Origin of the sequence: Lacrimispora sphenoides, assembly GCF_900105215.1 — a bacterium.
GTDB lineage: Bacteria > Bacillota > Clostridia > Lachnospirales > Lachnospiraceae > Lacrimispora > Lacrimispora sphenoides_A.
The window spans coordinates 340527-361544 of sequence record NZ_FOIP01000001.1 but is presented as its reverse complement, the minus strand read 5'-3'; the positions used below and the strand labels follow the sequence as shown (position 1 = coordinate 361544).

Below are 21018 nucleotides of genomic sequence, written 5' to 3'. Positions count from 1 at the left end.
GGAGGTAAAATATTGAAAAAACAAGACAGTAACGCGAAAGTTAAAATCATTCCTTTAGGCGGAATGGAGCAGATCGGTATGAATATCACTGCTTTTGAATGTGAAGACAGCATCATCATTGTGGACTGCGGACTTGCATTCCCAACCGATGATATGTTAGGAATCGATCTGGTGATACCGGATGTCTCTTACTTAAAACAGAACATTGATAAAGTAAAGGGATTTGTTATCACCCATGGCCACGAGGACCATATCGGCGCTCTTCCCTACATTTTAAGGGATATCAATGTGCCGGTATACGGAACAAAGCTTACCATTGCCCTGATCGAGAACAAGCTGAAAGAACATAATTTATTAAAAAACACCAAGAGAAAGGTGATCAAGCACGGGCAGTCCGTTAATTTAGGCTGTTTCCGTATCGAATTTATCAAGACCAACCACAGCATCGCCGATGCCTCCGCCCTTGCCATTTTTTCTCCGGCCGGCGTGATTCTGCATACAGGCGATTTTAAGATTGACTACACTCCCGTATTCGGGGAACCGGCTGATTTAGAGCGTTTTGCCGAGCTGGGAAAAAAGGGCGTACTTGCCCTGATGTGTGACAGTACCAATGCCATCAGGCCGGGATTCACTCCTTCGGAAAAGACCGTGGGAAAGACCTTTGACAACATTTTTGCAGACCATAAGAATAACCGAATCCTTGTAGCCACCTTTGCTTCAAACGTTGACCGGGTACAGCAGGTCATCAATTCCGCAGCCAAGTATGGCCGCAAGGTAGTGGTAGAGGGCCGCAGCATGGTCAATGTGATCGGCACAGCCAGTGAGCTTGGCTATATCAATATTCCGGATGGAACCCTCATTGAAATTGACCAGTTAAAAAATTATCCCGATGAGCAAACTGTGCTCATCACCACCGGAAGCCAGGGAGAATCCATGGCAGCACTTTCCCGTATGGCAAGCAGCACCCATAAAAAGATTTCCATTAAGCCAACCGATGTGATAATTTTAAGCTCTCATCCGATTCCTGGCAATGAAAAGGCTGTTTCCAAGGTCGTTAACGAGCTTTCCATGAAGGGAGCAGAGGTTATCAGCGATGACACTCATGTATCTGGACATGCATGCCAGGAGGAAATCAAGTTGATGTATGCCCTGGTCCGTCCCAAATACGCCATCCCGGTTCACGGTGAATACCGTCATATCATGGCCCAGAAGAATCTGGTTCAGGCGATGGGAACCCCTAAGGAGAATGTGATTATCATGTCTTCCGGCGATGTGGTGGAGCTGGGACAGGAATCCTGGAAGATCGTGGACCATGTGCAGGCAGGAGGAATCCTGGTAGATGGTCTTGGCGTCGGAGATGTAGGGAATATCGTTTTAAGAGACAGGCAGAACCTTGCACAGAACGGAATTATCGTGGTGGTTCTGACCCTGGAGAAATATTCCAATCAACTTTTGGCAGGTCCGGATATTGTATCCAGAGGATTTGTTTATGTACGTGAGTCTGAGGATTTAATGGAGGAGGCAAGGAACATTGTCAATGACGCTGTTGCTGACTGCCTGGACCGCCATGTCAATGACTGGGGTAAGATTAAGAATGTGATACGGGATAGCTTAAGCGACTTTTTATGGAAGCGGATGAAACGGAATCCTATGATTCTGCCAATCATTATGGAAGTATAGAACAGGGTATCCCTTTATGCCCTGTAAAGCGTGCAATAAGATGAACACCCTGCGGGTATCCCTTTATGCCCTGCAATGCGGGCGAAATCAATGAAAGGAAGCAGGATATGAGCCGTGCGACGAAAGAGATTAATAAAATAACTGGAGCAGTCATTGCGATTTCAAGCAGGCTTATTATCCTTGCCCTGGTGATCCTTCTCCTTTATGAGGGAGTTACAAGAGGATACGAGTTCGGCCATGAGATATTCTATGCCTCTGCAATGGAAGCAGAGCCGGGACGTGACAAGGAGATAACCATTAACAAAGGAACTTCCGTATCCCAGGCGGCAAAGATTTTAAAGGACAGTGGTTTGATATCCAATGAATATTCCTTTATCATACAGGCGGAGTTTTTTGATTATAAGGTAAAACCGGGAGACTATACCTTTAACACTTCCATGACCTCAAAGGAAATCCTTCAGATAATGAATGAGAATACAGAGGAAAAGGAAGTAAAAAAATGATTGTAAACGACAGGATAACGGATTATATAAAGTCTCTGGAAAAAGATAGAAGCCCGCTCCTTACAAAGATAGGGAAAAAGGCGAGGCAGGAAGGTGTTCCGATCATCAGGGAAGAAACTGCCGCTTTTCTACAGACAATGACTGCCGCCATGAGGCCAAAGGCCATACTGGAGGTTGGGACGGCGGTGGGATACTCTACTCTTTTAATGGCCGAGGCTATGCCGCCTGACTGCCATATCACCACCATAGAAAAATATGAAAAAAGGATTCCAGAGGCCAAAGAAAATTTTATAGAGGCCGGAGAAACAGAGCGGATCACCTTGCTAGAGGGAGATGCGCAGGAGATATTAAAGGGGCTTGACCGCCCCTTTGACCTTGTTTTCATGGATGCGGCCAAGGGGCAGTATCTTTTGTGGCTGCCAAGGATTTTAGAGCTTATGGCCCCAGGAGGGATGCTGATTTCCGATAATGTCCTTCAGGATGGGGATATCATAGAATCCCGCTATGCGGTGGAGCGCCGGAACCGGACCATTCACGGGCGGATGCGGGAATACTTATATGAGCTTAAGCATTCTGAGCGGCTTACAACGACCATTGTACCAATCGGGGACGGGATTACCGTCAGCATACTGATCTGATTTACTTAATGAAGGAAGCAAATGGCGGCAAATGGCGGCCTGAATTTAACCGAATTGCGAATATCCGCTTGACCCTATAAGACACTTAGCAAATTAGACGTTCGATGAGCCGTAAGGCGAGTCGGACTTCTTTAAATATGGACATAAGAAAGGATTTTCATGAGAAAGACCGAACTTTTGATTCCGGCAGGCAGCCTGGAAGTACTTAAAACTGCGGTAGTTTACGGCGCAGACGCCGTCTACATCGGGGGAGAAGCCTTTGGCCTCCGCGCCAAGGCAAAGAATTTTACAATGGAAGAGATCCGGGAAGGAATTGTCTTTGCCCACGAAAGAGGGGTAAAGGTCTATGTCACGGCCAACATTCTGGCCCATAATGATGACCTGACCGGAGTTGAGGAATATTTTAAAGAATTAAAGGAAACAGGCCTTGATGCCTTGATTATCTCCGATCCGGGAGTATTTGCTATTGCAAAGCGTATCATGCCGGATCTGGAAATTCATATCAGCACTCAGGCAAACAATACCAATTACGGGACCTATCTGTTCTGGCACCAGCTTGGAGCCAAACGGGTCGTTTCCGCCAGGGAGCTTTCTTTGGCAGAGATTAAAGAAATACGCAGCCAGATTCCGGAAGACATGGAGATTGAAAGCTTCATTCATGGGGCGATGTGCATTTCCTATTCCGGGCGCTGTCTTTTAAGCAATTTTATGACAGGAAGAGATGCCAATCAGGGAGCCTGTACCCATCCATGCCGCTGGAAGTATTCCATTGTTGAGGAACAACGGCCCGGGGAATACATGCCAGTCTATGAAAATGAGCGGGGAACCTATTTCTTCAATTCCAAAGATTTATGCATGATCGAACATATTCCGGAGATGATGGATGCGGGGATTGACAGCTTTAAGATCGAGGGCCGCATGAAAACCGCCCTTTATGTAGCCACTGTGGCCAGAACCTACCGAAAGGCCATTGATGATTATAACAAGGACCCTGAAATCTACCGGACCAATATGGAGTGGTACCGCTCCGAAATCGGCAAATGCACCTACCGGGAATTTACCACCGGCTTTTATTTTAGCAAACCTGATTCCACCACCCAGATCTATGACAACAATACTTATGTAAAAAACTATACGTATCTGGGAACCATTGAGGCAGTGGATGAGAGAGGATTTGCCCGTACCACGCAGAAGAACAAGTTTTCCGTAGGAGACACCATTGAGGTGATGAAGCCCGATGGCAGGAACTTGGAAGTCCTTGTAAAAGCCATTTATGATGAAGAAGGAAATTCCCAGGAAAGCGCCCCTCATTCCAAGCAGGTGCTGTACTTAGAGTTTGAAGGGGACGTACCGCAGGAATACGATATTTTGCGCTGCAAGGCCTGATCAGGCCGGAAAATAGTCGAACATTTTCCGAAACTCGGAAGGAGTGCAGTTGTTTCTCTGCTTAAAGGTCCGGTTAAAGGATGATAAGCTTAAAAATCCAGACTGGAGGGCAACGTCCATAATGGATAAGTCCGGATTTTCCAACAGCTCTTTGGCCTTGGAAATACGGACGGAAGTGATATACTCCGGCAGGGAGGTCTGGTAGTGGGCCTTAAAGATTCTGGAAAAATGGTATTTGCTGAAGCCTGCAAAGGCAGCTAAGTCCTCTAAGCTGACTGGCTCCATATAGTGCTGCCCGATATATTCCGTCACCAGATCGAACTTTTTATCATAAGCCTTTTGCTGCGGTGTTTTCTGGGCGGAAAGCTTGTGTTCGATCTGACAGTTGTGTTCTCCAATAACAATAAAAAAATGTAGAAGCTCTTCATACATGCGCATTTCTTTAAAGGAAATGCTGCTGTAGTAGAGCTTTTTTATTTTTAACAAAATATCTATAGGGTTTTCCGTAAAAGAAGCGCTGCCGCTTACCTCCAGAATGGGCTGACAGAACAAAAGCTGCTTATGGTGGATGAAATCCTGCAGTTGAGGTAAAAACAAGTCGGAAAACTGGACGACCAGGCAGGGGCTTAGACTGTTTTTGGTCAGAGAATGAAGGTTGCGGGGAGGGATTAGGACAAACTGGTTCGCTTTTAACATAAAGACTTCATTGTCCAGGGTAATGGACATGTCATCGGATAAAGGTGCTAAAATCTCCATAAAGTTGTGCCAGTGAGTGGGGAAAACGGAGTAAAAATGTCCGTAAGACACATTGATGGACATGTCGTGCATAAATTGCATAGGCTCTGATAAATCCGGTTTAATCATAAAGGGCTGCTCCTTCTGTCAGGGTTTGTATAATACTTACTATATTTTTTAATTATAGTTCAAAAATTGCTTTTAAAATATAGGAAAATTGCATAAAAGTATAGCGATTTATATAATAAAATATACTATATATATATTTGTAAAATGCAATTCCCCATAAAAGTGAGCAATAACTAATATATGAGTAGCAATATATAGTTAGAAATGCAGGAGCCAGAATGTTATATTGAATATACCAAAAAGGAAAAAGACCAACTGCAGAAAGGAGTTAAAATGGGAGTGATCGATGGGAAGACCATATGCCAGGTAGCGCTTGTGGTAAAGGATTTGGACAAGACAGTGGAAGAGTATGCAAAGCTGTTTGGAGTTCTAAAACCGACGCCATTTTGTGTGCCGGAGGAATCGGAGGCACATACGAAGTTTCAGGGAAAGCCGACCAAAACCAGGGCTAGGCTTGCGGTGTTTGATCTGGGGCAGATAGTGCTTGAAATCACAGAGCCGGACGAGGAACCCAGTTCGTGGAAGGATTTTCTGGAAAAGAACGGGGACGGTGTTCATCACATTGCTTTTATGACGGAAGACCGGGGGGCTGCGGTAAATTATTTTGAAGAAAACGGTATGCCGGTCCGCCACTACGGGGAATACGAGGGAGGCAATTATACGGTATTTGACAGCAGGGAGAAATTAGGAACCTTTGTACAGGTAAAATACGAGCCGTAAAAAGTATGGGGTAAAGCATTGATTTAAGTTTATTAATGATGGAAAGGAGAAAGGTATGAGAAGAAGATTAACAGCAGGCTTGCTGGCCTTTGTAACGGCAGCAGGAGCACTCGCAGGGTGCGGCAGCTCATCGACCGGAGGCACACAGGCAGGAGGGGCCCAGACGGCCCAGGCCCAGGAAAGCCAAAACTTAAGCGAAGATGTAAAGAAAGCTCAGGAGTCCGTTAAAACCTCTGCGGACAGGCTGAAGGAGTTGGGGATTGAAGTAGAGGATACGGATTTGACCGGAGAGTTTCAATACTGGTCCGGGTTTACCGGAGATTCTAAGGTCTGGGACCAGAGCCGGGTAGATGCATTTAACGAGCTTTATGCTGACAAGGGAATCAAATGCAATGTGCAGTTTGTGCCGGAAGGGGCGGGAATTGATAATGGAAAGCTGTTATCCGCCATTGCCGGAGGCCAGGCTCCTGATCTGATTGTCTGTGACAGGGCGGTATCCGCTTATTCCTATGCGGCCAATGGAAGCTTTGAGATGCTGGAAACTTATTTAAACCAGGTTGGCCTGGACGTAGACAGCTTTTTTGAGGGCTGTAAGGATATTATTTATTATAAAAATGAACCTTACTTAATTCCTCAGGATACCAATGTCATATTGCTTTATTACAATCCGGATATTGCTGCGGAAGCAGGGCTTGATGTGGATAATCCTCCCAGGACTTTAGATGAGTTAGATGCCTGGGCGGAGGCTATGACCATACAGAATGAGGATGGGAGCTATCAGAGGTTTGGCTTAATCCCGTGGCTGGATTTAAAGAGCGACGCATTCACTCTGCCTTTCTTCTTTGGGGCCAATGTATATGATGCGGAAACCAACCGTCTAAACTTAACCTCTCCGGAGATGGTTGCCAGCATGGAATGGCTTCAGGCTTATGGGGAAAAATACGACCCGGAGCGGATCTCGTCCTTTACCTCCGGCCTTGGAGGAATGTTCTCCCCTGACCACGCCTTTATGACGGGAAAGGTTGCCATGACCATTACCGGAAACTGGTTCTCCAACGCCCTTCGGGTTTATGCACCTGATATTAAATTCCGTGTCTGCAGCGTGCCGGTGCCGGAAGGCGGACGGGCGGACAGCACCCCATTCGGAACCAATGTATTTGCAATTCCCAAAGGCTCTAAGAATCCGGAGCTTGCCACCTTATTTATTAAATTCTGCATGTCAGGAGCCGTAAACGAAGATAACTTTGCACAGTGGAGAAGCATTCCAACCAGCGACAAGGAATTTGACAACATTAGCTTAACGAAAAACGGGGATGAAATGTACGCTCTGGAAAGAAAAATAGCCAATTCGCCGAAAAACGGAATTCCTGCCATGTGCGCCGTTTCCGCAGAGCTCTCCCAGGTGCTTATTACCTTCCGGGAAGGAGTTATTTACGGAAATATCCAGGACATTGAAGGAGAATTAGGAAAGCTGCAGGAGAAATACCAGGCGCAGCTTGACAACAGCCAGTAAGGGATCGGTGGCTTTAGCAGGCATTGGCGGCCGCAGCGCTTAAAGCCTGCCGCCACTCTGCCCCAAATGCTGGTATTCCTTTCTGCCCAAAGTACATGGGCAGGAATAAGGAAAGGAGAAGTAATATGGCAAGAGCGAAAGGAAAGACAAAGCAGGCCCTGCCCAGTCTGGAAGTGGTTTTTCTATATGCATTCCTGATTGTTTTAGGTGTGTTGTTTGTCCTGCCTGTTTTTTATTTATTCATGGGCGCTTTTAAAGCCCAGAGCGAATTATTCCGGGTGCCTTTTAAGTGGCTGCCGGACCGTTTCACACCGGACAACTTTATAAACATGTTCCGATCCATTCCATTTCTTTTGTATTTCAAAAATACAATGGTTATCGTGTTCTTTAATATTGTCGGGTCACTGATTTCCTGCTCTTTAACAGCCTACGGCTTTTCCAGGCTGCGCTGGCCCGGCAGGGACAAGGTGTTTATCCTGGTGCTGGTAACGATGATCCTGCCTTCACAGGTTACGCTGGTTCCCTTGTTTCTCATGTTTACCAAAATGAGGTGGGTTGGAACCTTTCTGCCTCTAACCGTCACCTGCTTTTTCGGAAATCCTTTTTTCATCTTCCTGCTGCGCCAGTTTTTTACCGGAATTCCCCAGGATATTTCCGAAGCTGCCCGCATTGACGGAGCAGGAGAGCTTACAATTTTCTGGAGGCTGGTAATTCCGGTTGCAAAGCCGGTTCTGACGACTGTTGCGATTTTTGCGTTTATCCGGTCCTGGAATGATTTTTTAGGTCCGCTGGTATTCTTGGGAAGGGACCAGCTCTATACACTGTCCTTAGCTGCGTCCATGTTGAAGTCTAATTTAGACCCCAACTGGAGTGTGCTGTTAGCTTTGGGTACCGTTATGGTTCTGCCTGTGCTTATTTTGTTTTTCGTCATGCAGAAGTACTTTATCCAGGGCATCGCAATGTCCGGAATCAAAGGGTAAGGAGGGGTGAATGTGAAAAAGATGACAATTAGAAAAAGAGAACTGATTTACGGACTGCTGTTTATTTCTCCGTGGCTGGTGGGATTTTTGGCTTTTACCTTATTTCCCATTTGTTCCTCCTTATATTATTCCCTGTGTGAGTACCAGGTAATAAAAGCTCCGGTTTTTATCGGGCTTAACAACTACAAGACCATGTTTCAGGACAATACATTTTTAAAGGCCTTAAGCAATACTTTTTATATGGTGCTGTTTGGAGTTCCCATTACCACCATTACTGCGGTAGGAATTTCCATAATAATGAATCATAAAGAATTAAAAGTTACGGGCCCCTTCCGGGTGGTGTTTTTTATTCCTACCCTGGTACCGACCGTTGTAGCTTCCCTGCTGTGGATCTGGGTTATGCAGCCGGAAACGGGAATTATCAACCGGCTCTTAGGCTATATCGGAATCCGTGGGCCGGGCTGGCTCTCCAGTATTTTCTGGTCCAAGCCTGCACTGATTATCATGATGATATGGACCTGCGGAAATGCAATTATCATTTACTTAGCCGGTCTTCAGGACATTCCTGTAAGCCTTTATGAATCAGCCTCCTTAGACGGTGCCGGATTTTTCAGCCAGACATTATTTGTCACCATACCGCTTTTGCGCTCCACCATCCTTTATAATGTGGTGACGCTGATAATTAACGTATTCCAGTGGTTTGCGGAACCTTACATCATGACCAATGGAGGGCCGGACAACTCGACGATGTTTTACTCCCTGTACTTATATCAGAATGCATTTTCCTATTTTAAGATGGGCTACGCCTCGGCCATGGCCTGGATTCTGCTGCTGATCGCCCTTGGGATTATTCTGGTGCTTTTTAAGGTGTTCCGCTTCGGAGAATCTGACTATTAGGAGGTTGCTATGATTGGATTTATCACAGGGGCCAGCCGGGGACTTGGCTATGAGCTGGTGAAGGAAGGACTTTTACGTGGGCATACCATGATTGCCGCCTGCCGCAAGGGCCTTAAGGGAGACGGCAGCGGGAATTTGCTCCGCTTAAAAGAGCAGTACGGAGACAGGCTTTTCGTCCTTTCCATGGATGTTACGGACGAGGAGGAGATCAAAAGGGCGGCACAGGCGGTCAGGCTACAATACGGATACATTGATTTTCTGGTAAACAATGCCGGAGTGCTGTTTGAGAAAATGAAGATGCCGGGGGACGCCATAGAGGATTTGGACATAGGAAGGTTTCGGGAAACCCTGGAGGTGAACGTAACAGGCCAGGCCCTTGTGCTCAAATACTTGATCGGCCTGATTTACGCTTCCGGGGATGCCTGTATTATGAACATCAGCTCGGAAGCAGGGCATTTAAGCCCCCATGGCTACAACTATCTGGCCTATTCCGTTTCCAAGCACGCGTTAAACATGTATACCCAGAAAATCCGTAATTACTTAGCAGAGGAAAAGGCAGACAAGCACATACGGATATATATGGTTCATCCAGGCCGTATGAATACGGTGATGGGAAAGGAAAATGCCCAGATCCCGCCCTCTCTGCCAGCGGTAAGCATTTTAGACATTTTGGAAAAGAAAACGATGGTTCCGGATATGGATGTTCCGTTTATCAATTACAAAGGGGAGCCGATGCCTTATTAGGCTCCATAGGAAAAGGAGGATAGCCTAAGCTATATGAGAAATGTAAATGTGGGGATCCTGGGCTGCGGTGTGATCAGCAACACCTACATCCGGGATATGAAACGGTTTTATACAAGCCTTCACCTGGCGGCCTGTGCAGACGTAAACGTCGGACTTGCAAAGGCTCACGCAGAAAAATATGGGATAGATTCAGGCTGTTCACCGGAAGAATTGCTGGCTATGGAAGAAGTGGAGTTAATCGTCAATCTGACGCCGCCCGGATTACATGGTGAGTTAAACAGGAAGATCCTGGAGGCGGGCAAGCACGTATATTGCGAAAAACCCTTTGCCCTTACGGTGGAAGAAGCAAAAGAGGTCATGGCCCTTGCCAAAGAGAAAAACCTCTTAATCGGCAGTGCACCCGATACTTTTTTAGGTTCTTCCTTACAGACCTGCAGAAAGCTTTTGGACGACGGGTGGATTGGAACACCGCTTTATGCAACTGCTAACATGACTTCCATAGGGGTGGAAACCTGGCACCCTGCGCCGGAGAATTTTTACAGAAAGGGAGCAGGACCTCTCTATGATATGGGGCCCTATTACTTTACCGCTCTTGCCGCCCTTTTGGGACCCATAGAATCTATCAGCGCCTTTGGTGCCACAGGCTTTTCAGAAAGAACTATTTACGCAGGCTCACATGCAGGGGGGCAGCTTTCCGTAGAAACGCCTACTCACTATTCGGGAATTGCGAGACTTTCGTCAGGGGTGATTGTAAGCCTGAACTTAAGCTTTGACATCTGGCATTCCAACCTTCCTAACATGGAGATTTACGGGACGGAAGGTACCTTAGAGGTTCCGGACCCTAATATGTCCGGAGGGAAACCCAGGATATACCGGAAGGAGCGAACCCTTGACCCGCTGTACGACGACAGCATTCATACCAGGGAAAAGAAGGGAGTCAGCGTGGAGGTTCCGGAGCTGTATCCCCATATCGGAGATTATTCCAGGGGCAGCGGGGTATTTGATTTGGCATGTGCGGTAGTGGAAGGCCGCAGCCCCAGGGGAAACGTAGAAATGGCCTGTCATGTGGTTGAGGCTATTACGGGGATGATGGAGTCGGCGGAAACGAAGAAGATTTATGAGATGAAAACGTCCTGTGAAAGGCCGCTGCCTCTTACTATGGGGGCAAATTAATATTAAAGAAAAAAGAAAAAAGAAAGGTACGCCATGCGGGCATGCACTTACACCCTGTAAACGCGGAGTGAGTCTTGCCCATAGAAAATAGGCGGAAAAGAGGAAGTAATCATGAACGGAGTTGTAGGAACAGAACTGGTTTGCCAGGTAGGTTTTATAGTAAAGGACATTAACGAAGCTAAAAAGAAATGGGCTCAGTTTTTAGGAGTGGAGGAACCGGAAGCTACCCTGTGCGGAGAATATGAGATTACACAGACGGAATTTATGGGCCAGCCTGCGCCGGAGGCCAATAGTCTCTTAGCATTTTTTGACGTAGGTCCAGGCTTGCAGCTTGAACTGATCCAGCCCAATGAAGCGCCCTCTACATGGAGAAATGCGTTAAATGAAATGGGGGAGGGAATCCACCACGTAGCCTTTCATATCAAGGGAATGAAAATGCAGGAAGCGGTAAAACGCTGCGAGGATTTTGGCATGACTTTGGAACAAAAAGGAGAATACGGGGACGCCAGCGGAAGATATACCTATATGAATGCTTATAAAGATTTAAAATGTATTGTGGAACTTTTGGAGAGCGATAAGTAACGGGAGGAAAACGCATATGAAATTGGGACTTTCCAGCTCTCTTGAACATAAAAACCCTGGGGAATGGGCCCGGAAGCTAAAAGAACTGGGCTGCGGCTGTGTAAACTTTCCGGTGGATTACAGCCGCGGGGAAGCGCTGATACAAGAATATGTGGAAGCTGCAAGAGAGAGCGGCCTCGTAATTGCGGAAGTGGGTGCCTGGTGCAATCCCATTTCTCCGGATAAGGATGTAAGAGAAGCAGCTCTTATCCGGTGTAAGGAACAGCTTAGGCTGGCGGACCGGATTGGCGCCAGGTGCTGCGTCAATGTATCCGGCTCCAGAGGGGAACGCTGGGACGGGCCTTATAAGGAAAATTTGACGGAAGAAACCTGGGACCTTGTGGTGAAAAGCATTCAGGAAATCATAGACGAGGTGAAGCCGGAGCATACCTATTACACCATTGAGCCTATGCCCTGGATGGTTCCGATGGGCCCGGATGAATACCTCCGCCTGATCAAAGTTGTGGACAGGGAGCATTTTGCCGTGCATATGGATGTATTTAACTGGATCACCACATTGGAACGGTATTTTAACAATGAGGATTTTATGGAAGAGTGCTTTGTGAAGCTGGGGCCTTATATTAAAAGCTGTCACTTAAAGGATGTGGCTCTGAAACAGGAATTCACTCTGCAATTTAGTGAAACAGCCTGCGGACATGGCGGGTTAAACCTGGAAAAGTACGCTTGCCTTGCGCAGGCGGCTGATCCGGATATGCCCATGATTATCGAACACCTGGAAGGGGATAAGGCCTATGTGGAAAGCCTTGACTATGTAAAGCAGCGCTTTTCCGATATGGATGAAAAGTAGATGAGATGCATGGAAAATCAAAAATCATACGAGATTATATCCCACCAGTATCAGTACAGAGGAGTGTCATAAATACGTACAAGGCCCGATTGGATTAAGTTCCATCGGGCTTTGTGCTGTCTATCCTGCCGGCTCTTTTCTTTTTGTTTGCTGACTGCTCTTTAAATGTGTATTATTAATAAAAAAATATAAATTTTTTATTAATAATGCATATAGTATCTCTAATTTTTATGTGATATATTATATCTTGAAACTGATATATCAGATGAAATTTTAGTTGCGACGCGAAGAAACAAATCCGGAAACAGGTATGAAGCTGCAAAAAATTACAATTAAAAAGGAGAGAGAAACGATGCTTGACATTATTACTGGCATATTGCTGCTGCTGGTCTTTGTGGGGCTGGTAGTGTACTGCATGAAAGGCGGAAATCTTCTGATCGGATTTATCGCTACAGCCGTTTTGTGGTGTATAATTGGACGTGTGCCGATCAATGAGGTGGTAAGCGATGTATTCCAAAAGCCGTTAGATGATTATGGAAAGACCATAGCAATCATTATCTTTGGTGCATGGTTTGGACGCATTCTGGTCGATACGGGAATTGCCGGCTATATCATTAAAAAGACTGTAGAATTTGCGGGTGACAGGCCCCTGGTAACTACATTATTACTATGCATTACCTGTAATCTGCTTTTTACCAGCGTTTTTGGTGTAGGTTCCGTTATGGCTATCGGTATGATCGTACTTCCCATTCTGTTTTCCATGGGAGTGGAAAAAAGAGCGGCTTTAGGCGCCTATATGCTGTCTGTTGCAGGCGGAATGTACTTAAATATTGCTTATGTAAGCCAGTTTGAGAAGGTATTCGGTGAAGAAGTGGCTTCCTATAATGACAACTACATTCGTTTTGCCCTGATGGCAACTGCCATTCACATGGTCATTATGATTGCATTTGTCGTGTACCATCATTTTAAAAGCAGTAAAAGGGGAAGAAGACGGGCCTGGGAGGCCGGTGTCCAGGATAGCTACGAGGAAAAACCTCTTGGCTGGTACTGCTTTATCGTACCCTTTGTACCCATTGCAATGGTAGGTATTTTTAAATGGCAGCCAGTTCCCGCCTTCCTGTTAGGAAGCTTTGTAGGTCTTTTATTTACACGGAATTTAAGAACTTACAAAACTGCAGTGGATAAGACCCAGAAGACGCTATATGATGGCGTTGCAGACAGCGGACTTCTGATCGGTATGCTTTACAGCGTAAATATTTTCCAGGGAGCTGCTACCAAGGTTGTTCCTTATCTCCAGACTTTGCTTGGGGATGTTGTTCCAAAATCCGAGATTGTAGTTCTGGCTGCATTCTGTATCCTGGCGCCTCTGGCACTGTTCCGCGGACCGTTAATGATCTGGGGTTCCGGTATTGCCCTGTATTCCATTTTAAATGCAACGGGAGCATTTAATCCCCATTTCCTGTATGCTATTTTCTTAATCCCTCCGGTTGCTATCGTAGCAAGTGCGTGTCCTACTCAGTCCTGGACCATGTGGGGCTTAAGCTATGCAAAGGTAGAACCGAAACAGTACATAAAGACCAACCTGCCGTGGGCCTGGGCAAGCCTTATTGCCATTGAAATTCTTATTTACTTTACGATAGGAAGAATGGTTTAATTCTTTGTTTTGGTAGATGAAAAAGTTTCACAGACAAGGGCATACGTAAGGTCTGTATGCCCTTGTCCGTTTTAGATGGAGGACAACGAATGAGCAACAGAGCAATAAGAATTGGCATTGATGTGGGCGGAACCCATACAAAGGCCGTAGCGATAGACAACAGCACAAACGAAATTGTAGGTAAAGGGTCGGTAATGACAACCCACCACGACGAAAACGGAGTGGCAACAGGTGTTGTGGAAGCATTTAAAAAATGTCTTTCTGAGAATGATATTAAACCGGAAGAGGTAATTTTTATTGCTCACAGCACCACTCAGGCGACCAATGCTTTGTTAGAAGGAGATGTGGCCAAAGTCGGAGTGATCGGAATGAGCGGCGGCGGTCTGGAGGCATTCTTTACAAAACGCCAGACAAAAATCAAGGATATTGATTTAGGCACCGGAAAGTGGATCAATATTGACCATAGTTTTATGAAAACCAAGGATATGACACCGGATAACGTATCTTCTGTGATCAATAAGATGGCAGATCAGGGAGATAAGGTGATCGTAGCCAGCAAGGCATTTGGCGTGGATAATATGAAAGAAGAGCGCATGGTTGCAGAGATTGCGGAAGGCCAGGGAATCCCCTGTACCGTGGCTTCTGATATTACAAAGCTCTATGGACTGACAACCCGTACCCGCACCGCCTGCCTCAATGCATCGATTCTGCCGAAAATGCTGGACACTGCCAATTCCACAGAGCGAAGTGTACGTGCCGCAAAGGTAACGGTTCCCCTTATGATCATGCGCGGTGACGGCGGAGTCATGGAAATCAATGAAATGAAAAAGCGTCCTATCCTTACCATGCTCTCAGGACCTGCAGCCAGCGTGATCGGGGCACTTATGTATCTGCGGGCTTCCAACGGTATTTATTTTGAGGTTGGCGGAACCTCTACCAACATCGGGGTGATCAAAAACGGCCGTCCGGCAGTGGATTATTCCATTATCGGAGGACACAGAACCTATGTAAACAGCTTGGATGTCCGGGTGCTGGGTGTTGCCGGCGGAAGTATGATCCGTGCAAAAAAGGGTGCCATCGTTGATGTGGGTCCCCGTTCCGCCCATATTGCCAATATGGGATATGCGTGTTTCACAGAGCCGGAGCTGTTTGAAGGGGCAGAATTATATTACATCAAGCCTCGTGAAAATGACCCCAGTGACTATGTGGCGATCCGCTTAAAGAACGGCGAAAGCGTAACCATCACAAACACCTGCGCCGCCAATGTACTTGGAATTCTGGAAGATGGGGATTACGCAATGGGCAATTACGAATCCAGCTGCAAAGCCATGCAGCTTCTGGCTGATGAAGTAGGCTTGTCCATTGAAGATACGGCAAGAGCAGTTCTTCAGAAGGCTTGTGATAAAATCAAACCAGTCATTGAGGACCTGATCGATAAATATAAAATTGAAAGAGAACAGATCGTGTTAGTTGGTGCCGGAGGCGGTGCCGGAACACTGTTGACCTTTACGGCCAATGAAATGAATTTTAAATACCAGATACCGGTAAATGCCGAGGTTATTTCTTCTATCGGTGTGGCACTGGCCATGGTAAGAGAAATGGTAGAGCGGACCATTCCCAATCCCACTGCGGAAGATATAGCAGCCCTAAAGAAAGAAGCAAAAGCTTTGGCCATGAACAGCGGTGCAGTGGAAGACAGCATTGAAGTCTATGTGGAAATTGATGAGCAGGCCCAGAAGGTTACGGCAATTGCCATGGGTTCTACGGAAGTTAAGACCACAGACTTAATGAAGAATTGTGATGAGGAAGAAGCACTTCAAATCGCAGCAGAATCCATTGGCCTGGAACAGTCAAAGATGAAGATGGCTGGAAGCAATGGTTCTATCTTTGTAGTAACTGCAGAAAAAGACGGGAAGACTCCCGTGAGAATGATAGATAAAAAAGGCTTTGTGAAAGTGCAAAGATCCAATGGTACGGTACTGGTAACAACGAAATCCAGGCTCCGTGAGGATTTAAAACTGGCTTGGGATAAGGCCAGTAACTTTTCAAGTGAAGTCAGGATCAATCCGGATTGCTATATTGCGGCAGAATCCAGGGTGATCGATTATTCCGGAATTCCGGCCCTGGAACAGGTATCCGGTTTGGCCGGGGTTGAGCTTATTGATATAAAGGAAGATGCAGAAATCATCCTGGTCCTGGCCCGCAACGAGCTGTAAGAGATGGAGCATATGCAGGAACTGATAGAAAAAATTGCTGCTGCTGAAGATGGAACATGGTATAGCCGGGTGCTGAAAAATCACCCGGCTTCCTGTGAACTGTCAGAAGAGGAAGAAAAGGAAATTCTGTTTTATTCCATGGCAGCGGCAGAAAAATGTGCATCAGAGTTTAAGGAACTCTATGGAAATATTTCCGGTGTCTCTCTTGCCGGTGCAATGGGATTATCCATAAAACGGACAACAGAAGAACTGAGAAGACCATTTTTATATATGGGAATATTTGAGCCGGAAGAAGGTACTGTCATGTTAAATGATAGTACCTTAAATGCAATAAAAGATTTTATAAGAGAAAATGATATATCGGAGATAATACGGGCTGAAGTACTGGAAGAGGTAGTCCTGTTCCATGAAATTTTCCACTGGATCGAAGAAAACACGCCGGGGATTTATACCCGCAGTAAAATGTTAAAAAGACCGGTATGGAATCTGTTACCCAGGTCCAGAGGCCTTGACGGGGCAGGAGAGGTGGGAGCCATTCATTTTTCTAAAATAATGAGTGGGTTACCCTATTCTCCCTGCCTGTTTGAAATGTGTTTATTAATTAAGACGGGTGTTTGTTCTATTGATTTTTTCTCCTCTATCCTATAAAATGAAATATGATTATTTTATTGTTGGAAAATGGCGATTATAGAAAAAATATGGTCAATAATAAAAGGAGGTTCAATGTTGGAATTATATAAAGGAACCATAGCTTCCGCCAGTGGCCAGGAGGAGGCTTCCCGTCAGGGAGAAAGCACAGATAACAATGCGTATCAGCTTCTCCGTGAGAAAATCCTGGATCTTCATTTAAGGCCGGGAATTAACTTAAGTATCAGGGATATTTGTGATTTGTTAAACATTGGGCGAACTCCGGTCAGAGATGCGCTCATCAGGCTTGAACAGGAAGATCTGGTGACCCTTCTCCCTCAGAGAGGAACAAGGGTGTCCAAGATAGATTTAGATAGAGTGGAACAGGAACGTTTTCTAAGGCTTGCCGTAGAAGAGGAGGTTATGAAGCTGTTTATGGCATGCCATACTCCTACGGACTTAGTAGAATTACAGAACAACCTGATGGAACAGAAAGCCTTTGCCGAGATGGGCAATGGGGATGTAAGGAAGTTTTTGCATATGGATGATGAGTTCCATAAAATATTTTACCGGGTAACAGACCGACTTTTCAGTTTTCAGACTATCAATAATGTTGGAGGCCATTTCAGGAGGATACGGCTGCTTAGCTGCCGGGAAACGCAAAACGTAAAAGAGATAGTTGCCCAGCATGAGGAGATCATACTCGCTCTGCAGACAAGGGATACCAAAGAATTGCTGTACGTGCTGCAAAAGCACCTTTTTAAATTGGACAGGGACAAAAAAGAGTTAATTAAAAAGTACCCCAGCCTGTTTAAGAGAAACATCAATGAAGATTACGTGAATATTCCATGGACCGATGATTTCTTTGAAACATTTCAGTCCTTTCTATAGGGGAGAGATGAAAAAGCGGCTTATGAACTGGAGGCTGGTAATAAAGTGTCTTAATCCGGGTAAAACTAAAGTAAAAATTATTGACAATTAACACTTCCCGTGTTAGAGTTTTTTTAAACCTATGAGGAAGAGCAAGTACCATTGTACTTACCACACAGAGAGCTGCAGGCGGTGGGATTGCGGCAGGGAAAGGCAGTTGGGAATGGGCTTCTGAGGGCGAACTGAATGGTAAGTAGGTGAGCCGGAGAGTAAACTCCGTTAAGAAAGTCAGCATATGTCAGTATGCGTGAGAGGATGCACCAGATGCATCAAGCCGGGTGGCACCGCAGGAGTTATGACGATTCATACTCTTGTCCCTGCAATAATTTATTGTGAGGGATAAGAGTATTTTTTATTTTAAAAATCTACTTATCCCGGAAGGAAGTATGCCCAAAGACCATGGGCAGGAAAGAGGAAACACCCTACGGGTATACCTTTATGCCCAAAGACCATGGGCAGGAAAGAGGAAAGGAGATTTTTATATGAGTGAAAACAAGATTCCCTACAAAATTTATCTGGAAGAAAGCGAGATGCCCAAAGAGTGGTACAACGTGCGTGCCGACATGAAGAATAAGCCGGCTCCCCTTTTAAATCCTGGAACCTTACAGCCAATGTCAGAAGAGGAACTTGGAACTGTATTTTGCAAGGAGCTGGTAAAACAAGAGCTGGATAATGATAATCGTTTTATAGAAATTCCGCAAAAAATACTTGACTTTTATAAAATGTACCGTCCGGCCCCATTGGTAAGAGCATACTGCCTGGAAGAGAAGCTAAAGACTCCGGCTAAAATTTATTACAAATTTGAAGGCAATAATACAAGCGGAAGCCATAAGCTGAATTCTGCTATTGCTCAGGCTTATTACGCAAAAGAGCAGGGGTTAAAGGGAGTGACCACTGAGACCGGGGCAGGGCAGTGGGGGACGGCTCTTTCCATGGCATGCTCTTACCTGGATTTGGACTGCAAGGTCTATATGGTTAAGTGTTCCTACGAACAAAAGCCCTTCCGCAGAGAAGTAATGCGCACGTATGGAGCAAGCGTGACCCCATCTCCGTCTGAAGAAACAGAGGTAGGGAGGAAGATCCTGGCTGAGCATCCCGGAACCACAGGAAGTCTGGGTTGTGCCATTTCTGAGGCAGTGGAAGTGGCAACGCACACAGAGGGGTATCGATATGTGCTGGGAAGCGTCTTGAATCAGGTGCTGCTGCATCAGTCGGTGATCGGAATGGAAGCCAAGATTGCAATGGATAAATACGGAATCAAGCCTGATATCATTATCGGATGTGCAGGCGGCGGCTCCAATCTGGGAGGACTGATCTCTCCGTTTATGGGTGAAAAACTCAGGGGCGAAGCAGATTACCGGTTTATTGCAGTAGAACCCGCATCCTGCCCAAGCCTGACACGAGGTGTTTTTGCTTATGATTTTTGTGATACCGGAATGGTTTGTCCGCTGGCAAAAATGTATACTCTGGGAAGTGGGTTTATTCCATCAGCAAACCATGCAGGAGGCCTGCGGTATCATGGGATGAGTTCCACCTTGTCACAGCTTTATCATGACGGATACATGGAAGCGCGTTCTGTAGAGCAGACAGCAGTGTTTGAGGCGGCAGAACAGTTTGCAAGAGTAGAAGGAATCCTTCCGGCGCCGGAAAGCAGTCATGCGATTAAAGCGGCAATCGATGAGGCTTTGAAATGCAAAGAGACAGGTGAAGAAAAGACGATCCTCTTTGGCCTTACAGGTACAGGATATTTTGATATGATGGCATATGAAAAATTCCATGACGGAGTGATGACAGACTATATTCCAACGGATGATGATTTAAAGGTTGGATTTGACGGAATTCCAAGATTCCCGGGTAATATGGAATAAAACACCGTTTGTGAGAGATAAAGGCGGCTGGCAGAAGAAGACAGGTACTGTTTTTCTTTCGCCGGCCGCCTTTTACAGGATTCTCATAAATTCATATGGTACATCCATATCTGATTTCGCTATAATTTCAGTGACAGTTGTAGAAATCCCCATATTGTGGTATGCTATAAAGGAATTATGCCCAGAATTTACCTGGTTTTAAAAAGTTTAGAATGGAGGCTGGCATATGGCGTTAATTTTTTGGCTGATGGCCGTTTCCTGCATTATTTATTATGTTGTGATCATTCTTTATTCAGGTCTGACAACATCTCTTTCTTTTATATGGCTTGTATTTGCTGCCATATGCATATTGCTGCCGATAGGATGGGAAGCCTATGTAAAACATAAGGATAAGGTTCCCTTATGGATTCCGGTTTCGGTGATTACCATGTGCTGTACCGGAATTCTGATATTTCTGGTGGTGGAAATCCTGGTATTTACGGGAGTTGCTGCCCGGGATACTTCCAACCTGGACTATGTCATAGTATTAGGAGCCAGGGTAAAAGAAACAGGAATCAGTAATTCCCTAAAAAAACGGCTGGATAAAGCCATGGAGTACTTAGATGAAAATCCATCTACGATTCTGGTGCTGTCCGGCGGCCAAGGTGATGACGAACCTGTCAGTGAAGCTGCTGCCATGCGGGATTATCTGGTCTTTAACGGAGTAAGAGAGGAACAGCTGATCTTAGAGACACGCTCCACCAGCACGGTTGAGAATATTGCATACAGCCGTGTGGCCATTGAAGCAGACCAGGTGGAGAGGAAAGCCCGCCGTCTGGATCAACCGATTTTCATGGAGCCAGGAACCTTTGAAGAGGTGCCGGATAAGCCCATTAAAATTGGAGTACTCACCAGTGATTTCCATGTATTTCGGGCGCTGCAGATTGGGAAAAAATGGGGAATACCGGATATCTATGGCATATCCTGCGGATCTGACCCCATTCTTTTCGTACACTTTTGCGTTAGAGAGTGCGCAGCCATATTAAAAGACAAATTAGTGGGCAATATGTAATTACACGAATGCAATGAGCAGTGCGAAATAGGCCATGAGAAGATTAACTTATGTGCTTGCACATAAATAAATCTTCTCATGGCCTATTTCATAGAGCGAATGCCCGTGGGCAAGCGAATCTTCCAGATTCGCTTGCTGCACTGCG

19 protein-coding genes are annotated in these 21018 nt (G+C 45.8%); 18 read left to right on the top strand and 1 reads right to left on the bottom strand.

The annotated features are described in order from the left end of the window. The first annotated feature begins 12 nt into the window (after positions 1-12). From BMW45_RS01570 to BMW45_RS01555, 4 genes are all read left to right on the top strand, one after another. The gene (locus tag BMW45_RS01570) at positions 13-1680 is read left to right on the top strand and encodes a ribonuclease J (RefSeq protein WP_092240256.1); all 1668 of its coding nucleotides are present in this window, start codon (positions 13-15) and stop codon (positions 1678-1680) included. Between the two features lie 107 nt (positions 1681-1787). Beyond that, positions 1788-2183 carry an endolytic transglycosylase MltG gene (locus BMW45_RS01565; protein ID WP_092240255.1) on the top strand — a complete coding sequence of 132 codons (396 nt, stop codon included), beginning with the start codon at positions 1788-1790 and terminating at the stop codon, positions 2181-2183. Then, entirely contained in the window at positions 2180-2821 is a 642-nt protein-coding gene (locus BMW45_RS01560) for an O-methyltransferase (protein WP_092240254.1), read from the top strand. Before BMW45_RS01565 ends, BMW45_RS01560 begins: the two co-directional genes overlap by 4 nt. Before the next feature lie 159 nt (positions 2822-2980). Then, positions 2981-4207 (top strand): peptidase U32 family protein, encoded by a 1227-nt coding sequence (locus BMW45_RS01555; RefSeq protein WP_092240253.1) that lies wholly within the window; start codon positions 2981-2983, stop codon positions 4205-4207. Here the strand turns inward: BMW45_RS01555 and BMW45_RS01550 are convergent, their stop codons facing one another. Beyond that, positions 4208-5071 (bottom strand): AraC family transcriptional regulator, encoded by an 864-nt coding sequence (locus BMW45_RS01550; RefSeq protein ID WP_092240252.1) that lies wholly within the window; start codon positions 5069-5071, stop codon positions 4208-4210. A gap of 273 nt (positions 5072-5344) precedes the next feature. Between BMW45_RS01550 and BMW45_RS01545 the strand changes: the two genes are divergently transcribed. From BMW45_RS01545 to BMW45_RS01480, 14 genes are all read left to right on the top strand, one after another. Then, positions 5345-5791, top strand: coding sequence for a VOC family protein (locus tag BMW45_RS01545; protein ID WP_092246074.1), 447 nt, complete (start codon positions 5345-5347; stop codon positions 5789-5791). Between the two features lie 55 nt (positions 5792-5846). Further along, entirely contained in the window at positions 5847-7304 is a 1458-nt protein-coding gene (locus tag BMW45_RS01540; protein WP_092240251.1) for an extracellular solute-binding protein, read from the top strand. A 125-nt stretch (positions 7305-7429) separates the two neighbouring features. Continuing rightward, positions 7430-8284: a carbohydrate ABC transporter permease gene (locus tag BMW45_RS01535; RefSeq protein WP_092240250.1), complete on the top strand. Its 855-nt coding sequence runs from the start codon at positions 7430-7432 to the stop codon at positions 8282-8284. A gap of 21 nt (positions 8285-8305) precedes the next feature. Next, positions 8306-9181, top strand: coding sequence for a carbohydrate ABC transporter permease (locus tag BMW45_RS01530; protein ID WP_166433380.1), 876 nt, complete (start codon positions 8306-8308; stop codon positions 9179-9181). A 9-nt stretch (positions 9182-9190) separates the two neighbouring features. Further along, the gene (locus BMW45_RS01525; protein WP_092240248.1) at positions 9191-9925 is read left to right on the top strand and encodes an SDR family NAD(P)-dependent oxidoreductase; all 735 of its coding nucleotides are present in this window, start codon (positions 9191-9193) and stop codon (positions 9923-9925) included. A gap of 33 nt (positions 9926-9958) precedes the next feature. Further along, positions 9959-11098: a Gfo/Idh/MocA family protein gene (locus BMW45_RS01520; protein ID WP_092240247.1), complete on the top strand. Its 1140-nt coding sequence runs from the start codon at positions 9959-9961 to the stop codon at positions 11096-11098. 111 nt (positions 11099-11209) lie between these two features. Beyond that, complete coding sequence (locus BMW45_RS01515) at positions 11210-11680, top strand: VOC family protein (protein ID WP_092240246.1); 471 nt, start codon at positions 11210-11212, stop codon at positions 11678-11680. 16 nt (positions 11681-11696) lie between these two features. Then, positions 11697-12527 carry a sugar phosphate isomerase/epimerase family protein gene (locus BMW45_RS01510; RefSeq protein ID WP_092240245.1) on the top strand — a complete coding sequence of 277 codons (831 nt, stop codon included), beginning with the start codon at positions 11697-11699 and terminating at the stop codon, positions 12525-12527. Positions 12528-12879: 352 nt separating this feature from the next. Continuing rightward, positions 12880-14181 (top strand): citrate transporter, encoded by a 1302-nt coding sequence (locus BMW45_RS01505; RefSeq protein WP_092240244.1) that lies wholly within the window; start codon positions 12880-12882, stop codon positions 14179-14181. A gap of 89 nt (positions 14182-14270) precedes the next feature. Next, the gene (locus tag BMW45_RS01500; RefSeq protein ID WP_025231579.1) at positions 14271-16397 is read left to right on the top strand and encodes a hydantoinase/oxoprolinase family protein; all 2127 of its coding nucleotides are present in this window, start codon (positions 14271-14273) and stop codon (positions 16395-16397) included. Positions 16398-16409: 12 nt separating this feature from the next. After that, positions 16410-17045, top strand: a complete 636-nt coding sequence (locus BMW45_RS01495) for a hypothetical protein (RefSeq protein ID WP_092240243.1) — start codon at positions 16410-16412, stop codon at positions 17043-17045. A 75-nt stretch (positions 17046-17120) separates the two neighbouring features. Continuing rightward, the gene (locus tag BMW45_RS01490) at positions 17121-17915 is read left to right on the top strand and encodes a GntR family transcriptional regulator (protein WP_166433259.1); all 795 of its coding nucleotides are present in this window, start codon (positions 17121-17123) and stop codon (positions 17913-17915) included. A gap of 521 nt (positions 17916-18436) precedes the next feature. Then, positions 18437-19822: a TrpB-like pyridoxal phosphate-dependent enzyme gene (locus BMW45_RS01485; protein WP_092240241.1), complete on the top strand. Its 1386-nt coding sequence runs from the start codon at positions 18437-18439 to the stop codon at positions 19820-19822. Between the two features lie 226 nt (positions 19823-20048). Continuing rightward, on the top strand, positions 20049-20873 hold the full coding sequence (locus tag BMW45_RS01480; RefSeq protein WP_092240240.1) for a YdcF family protein: 825 nt from the start codon (positions 20049-20051) through the stop codon (positions 20871-20873). Positions 20874-21018 lie beyond the last annotated feature (145 nt).

Coding starts and splice junctions, on each gene's coding strand:
- BMW45_RS01530 (WP_166433380.1), top strand. CDS start 8,306: ATGACAATTAGAAAAAGAGAACTGATTTACGGACTGCTGTTTATTTCT.
- BMW45_RS01555 (WP_092240253.1), top strand. CDS start 2,981: ATGAGAAAGACCGAACTTTTGATTCCGGCAGGCAGCCTGGAAGTACTT.
- BMW45_RS01520 (WP_092240247.1), top strand. CDS start 9,959: ATGAGAAATGTAAATGTGGGGATCCTGGGCTGCGGTGTGATCAGCAAC.
- BMW45_RS01480 (WP_092240240.1), top strand. CDS start 20,049: ATGGCGTTAATTTTTTGGCTGATGGCCGTTTCCTGCATTATTTATTAT.
- BMW45_RS01485 (WP_092240241.1), top strand. CDS start 18,437: ATGAGTGAAAACAAGATTCCCTACAAAATTTATCTGGAAGAAAGCGAG.
- BMW45_RS01500 (WP_025231579.1), top strand. CDS start 14,271: ATGAGCAACAGAGCAATAAGAATTGGCATTGATGTGGGCGGAACCCAT.
- BMW45_RS01505 (WP_092240244.1), top strand. CDS start 12,880: ATGCTTGACATTATTACTGGCATATTGCTGCTGCTGGTCTTTGTGGGG.
- BMW45_RS01510 (WP_092240245.1), top strand. CDS start 11,697: ATGAAATTGGGACTTTCCAGCTCTCTTGAACATAAAAACCCTGGGGAA.
- BMW45_RS01560 (WP_092240254.1), top strand. CDS start 2,180: ATGATTGTAAACGACAGGATAACGGATTATATAAAGTCTCTGGAAAAA.
- BMW45_RS01565 (WP_092240255.1), top strand. CDS start 1,788: ATGAGCCGTGCGACGAAAGAGATTAATAAAATAACTGGAGCAGTCATT.
- BMW45_RS01535 (WP_092240250.1), top strand. CDS start 7,430: ATGGCAAGAGCGAAAGGAAAGACAAAGCAGGCCCTGCCCAGTCTGGAA.
- BMW45_RS01515 (WP_092240246.1), top strand. CDS start 11,210: ATGAACGGAGTTGTAGGAACAGAACTGGTTTGCCAGGTAGGTTTTATA.
- BMW45_RS01550 (WP_092240252.1), bottom strand. CDS start 5,071: ATGATTAAACCGGATTTATCAGAGCCTATGCAATTTATGCACGACATG.
- BMW45_RS01525 (WP_092240248.1), top strand. CDS start 9,191: ATGATTGGATTTATCACAGGGGCCAGCCGGGGACTTGGCTATGAGCTG.
- BMW45_RS01495 (WP_092240243.1), top strand. CDS start 16,410: ATGCAGGAACTGATAGAAAAAATTGCTGCTGCTGAAGATGGAACATGG.
- BMW45_RS01490 (WP_166433259.1), top strand. CDS start 17,121: ATGTTGGAATTATATAAAGGAACCATAGCTTCCGCCAGTGGCCAGGAG.
- BMW45_RS01545 (WP_092246074.1), top strand. CDS start 5,345: ATGGGAGTGATCGATGGGAAGACCATATGCCAGGTAGCGCTTGTGGTA.
- BMW45_RS01540 (WP_092240251.1), top strand. CDS start 5,847: ATGAGAAGAAGATTAACAGCAGGCTTGCTGGCCTTTGTAACGGCAGCA.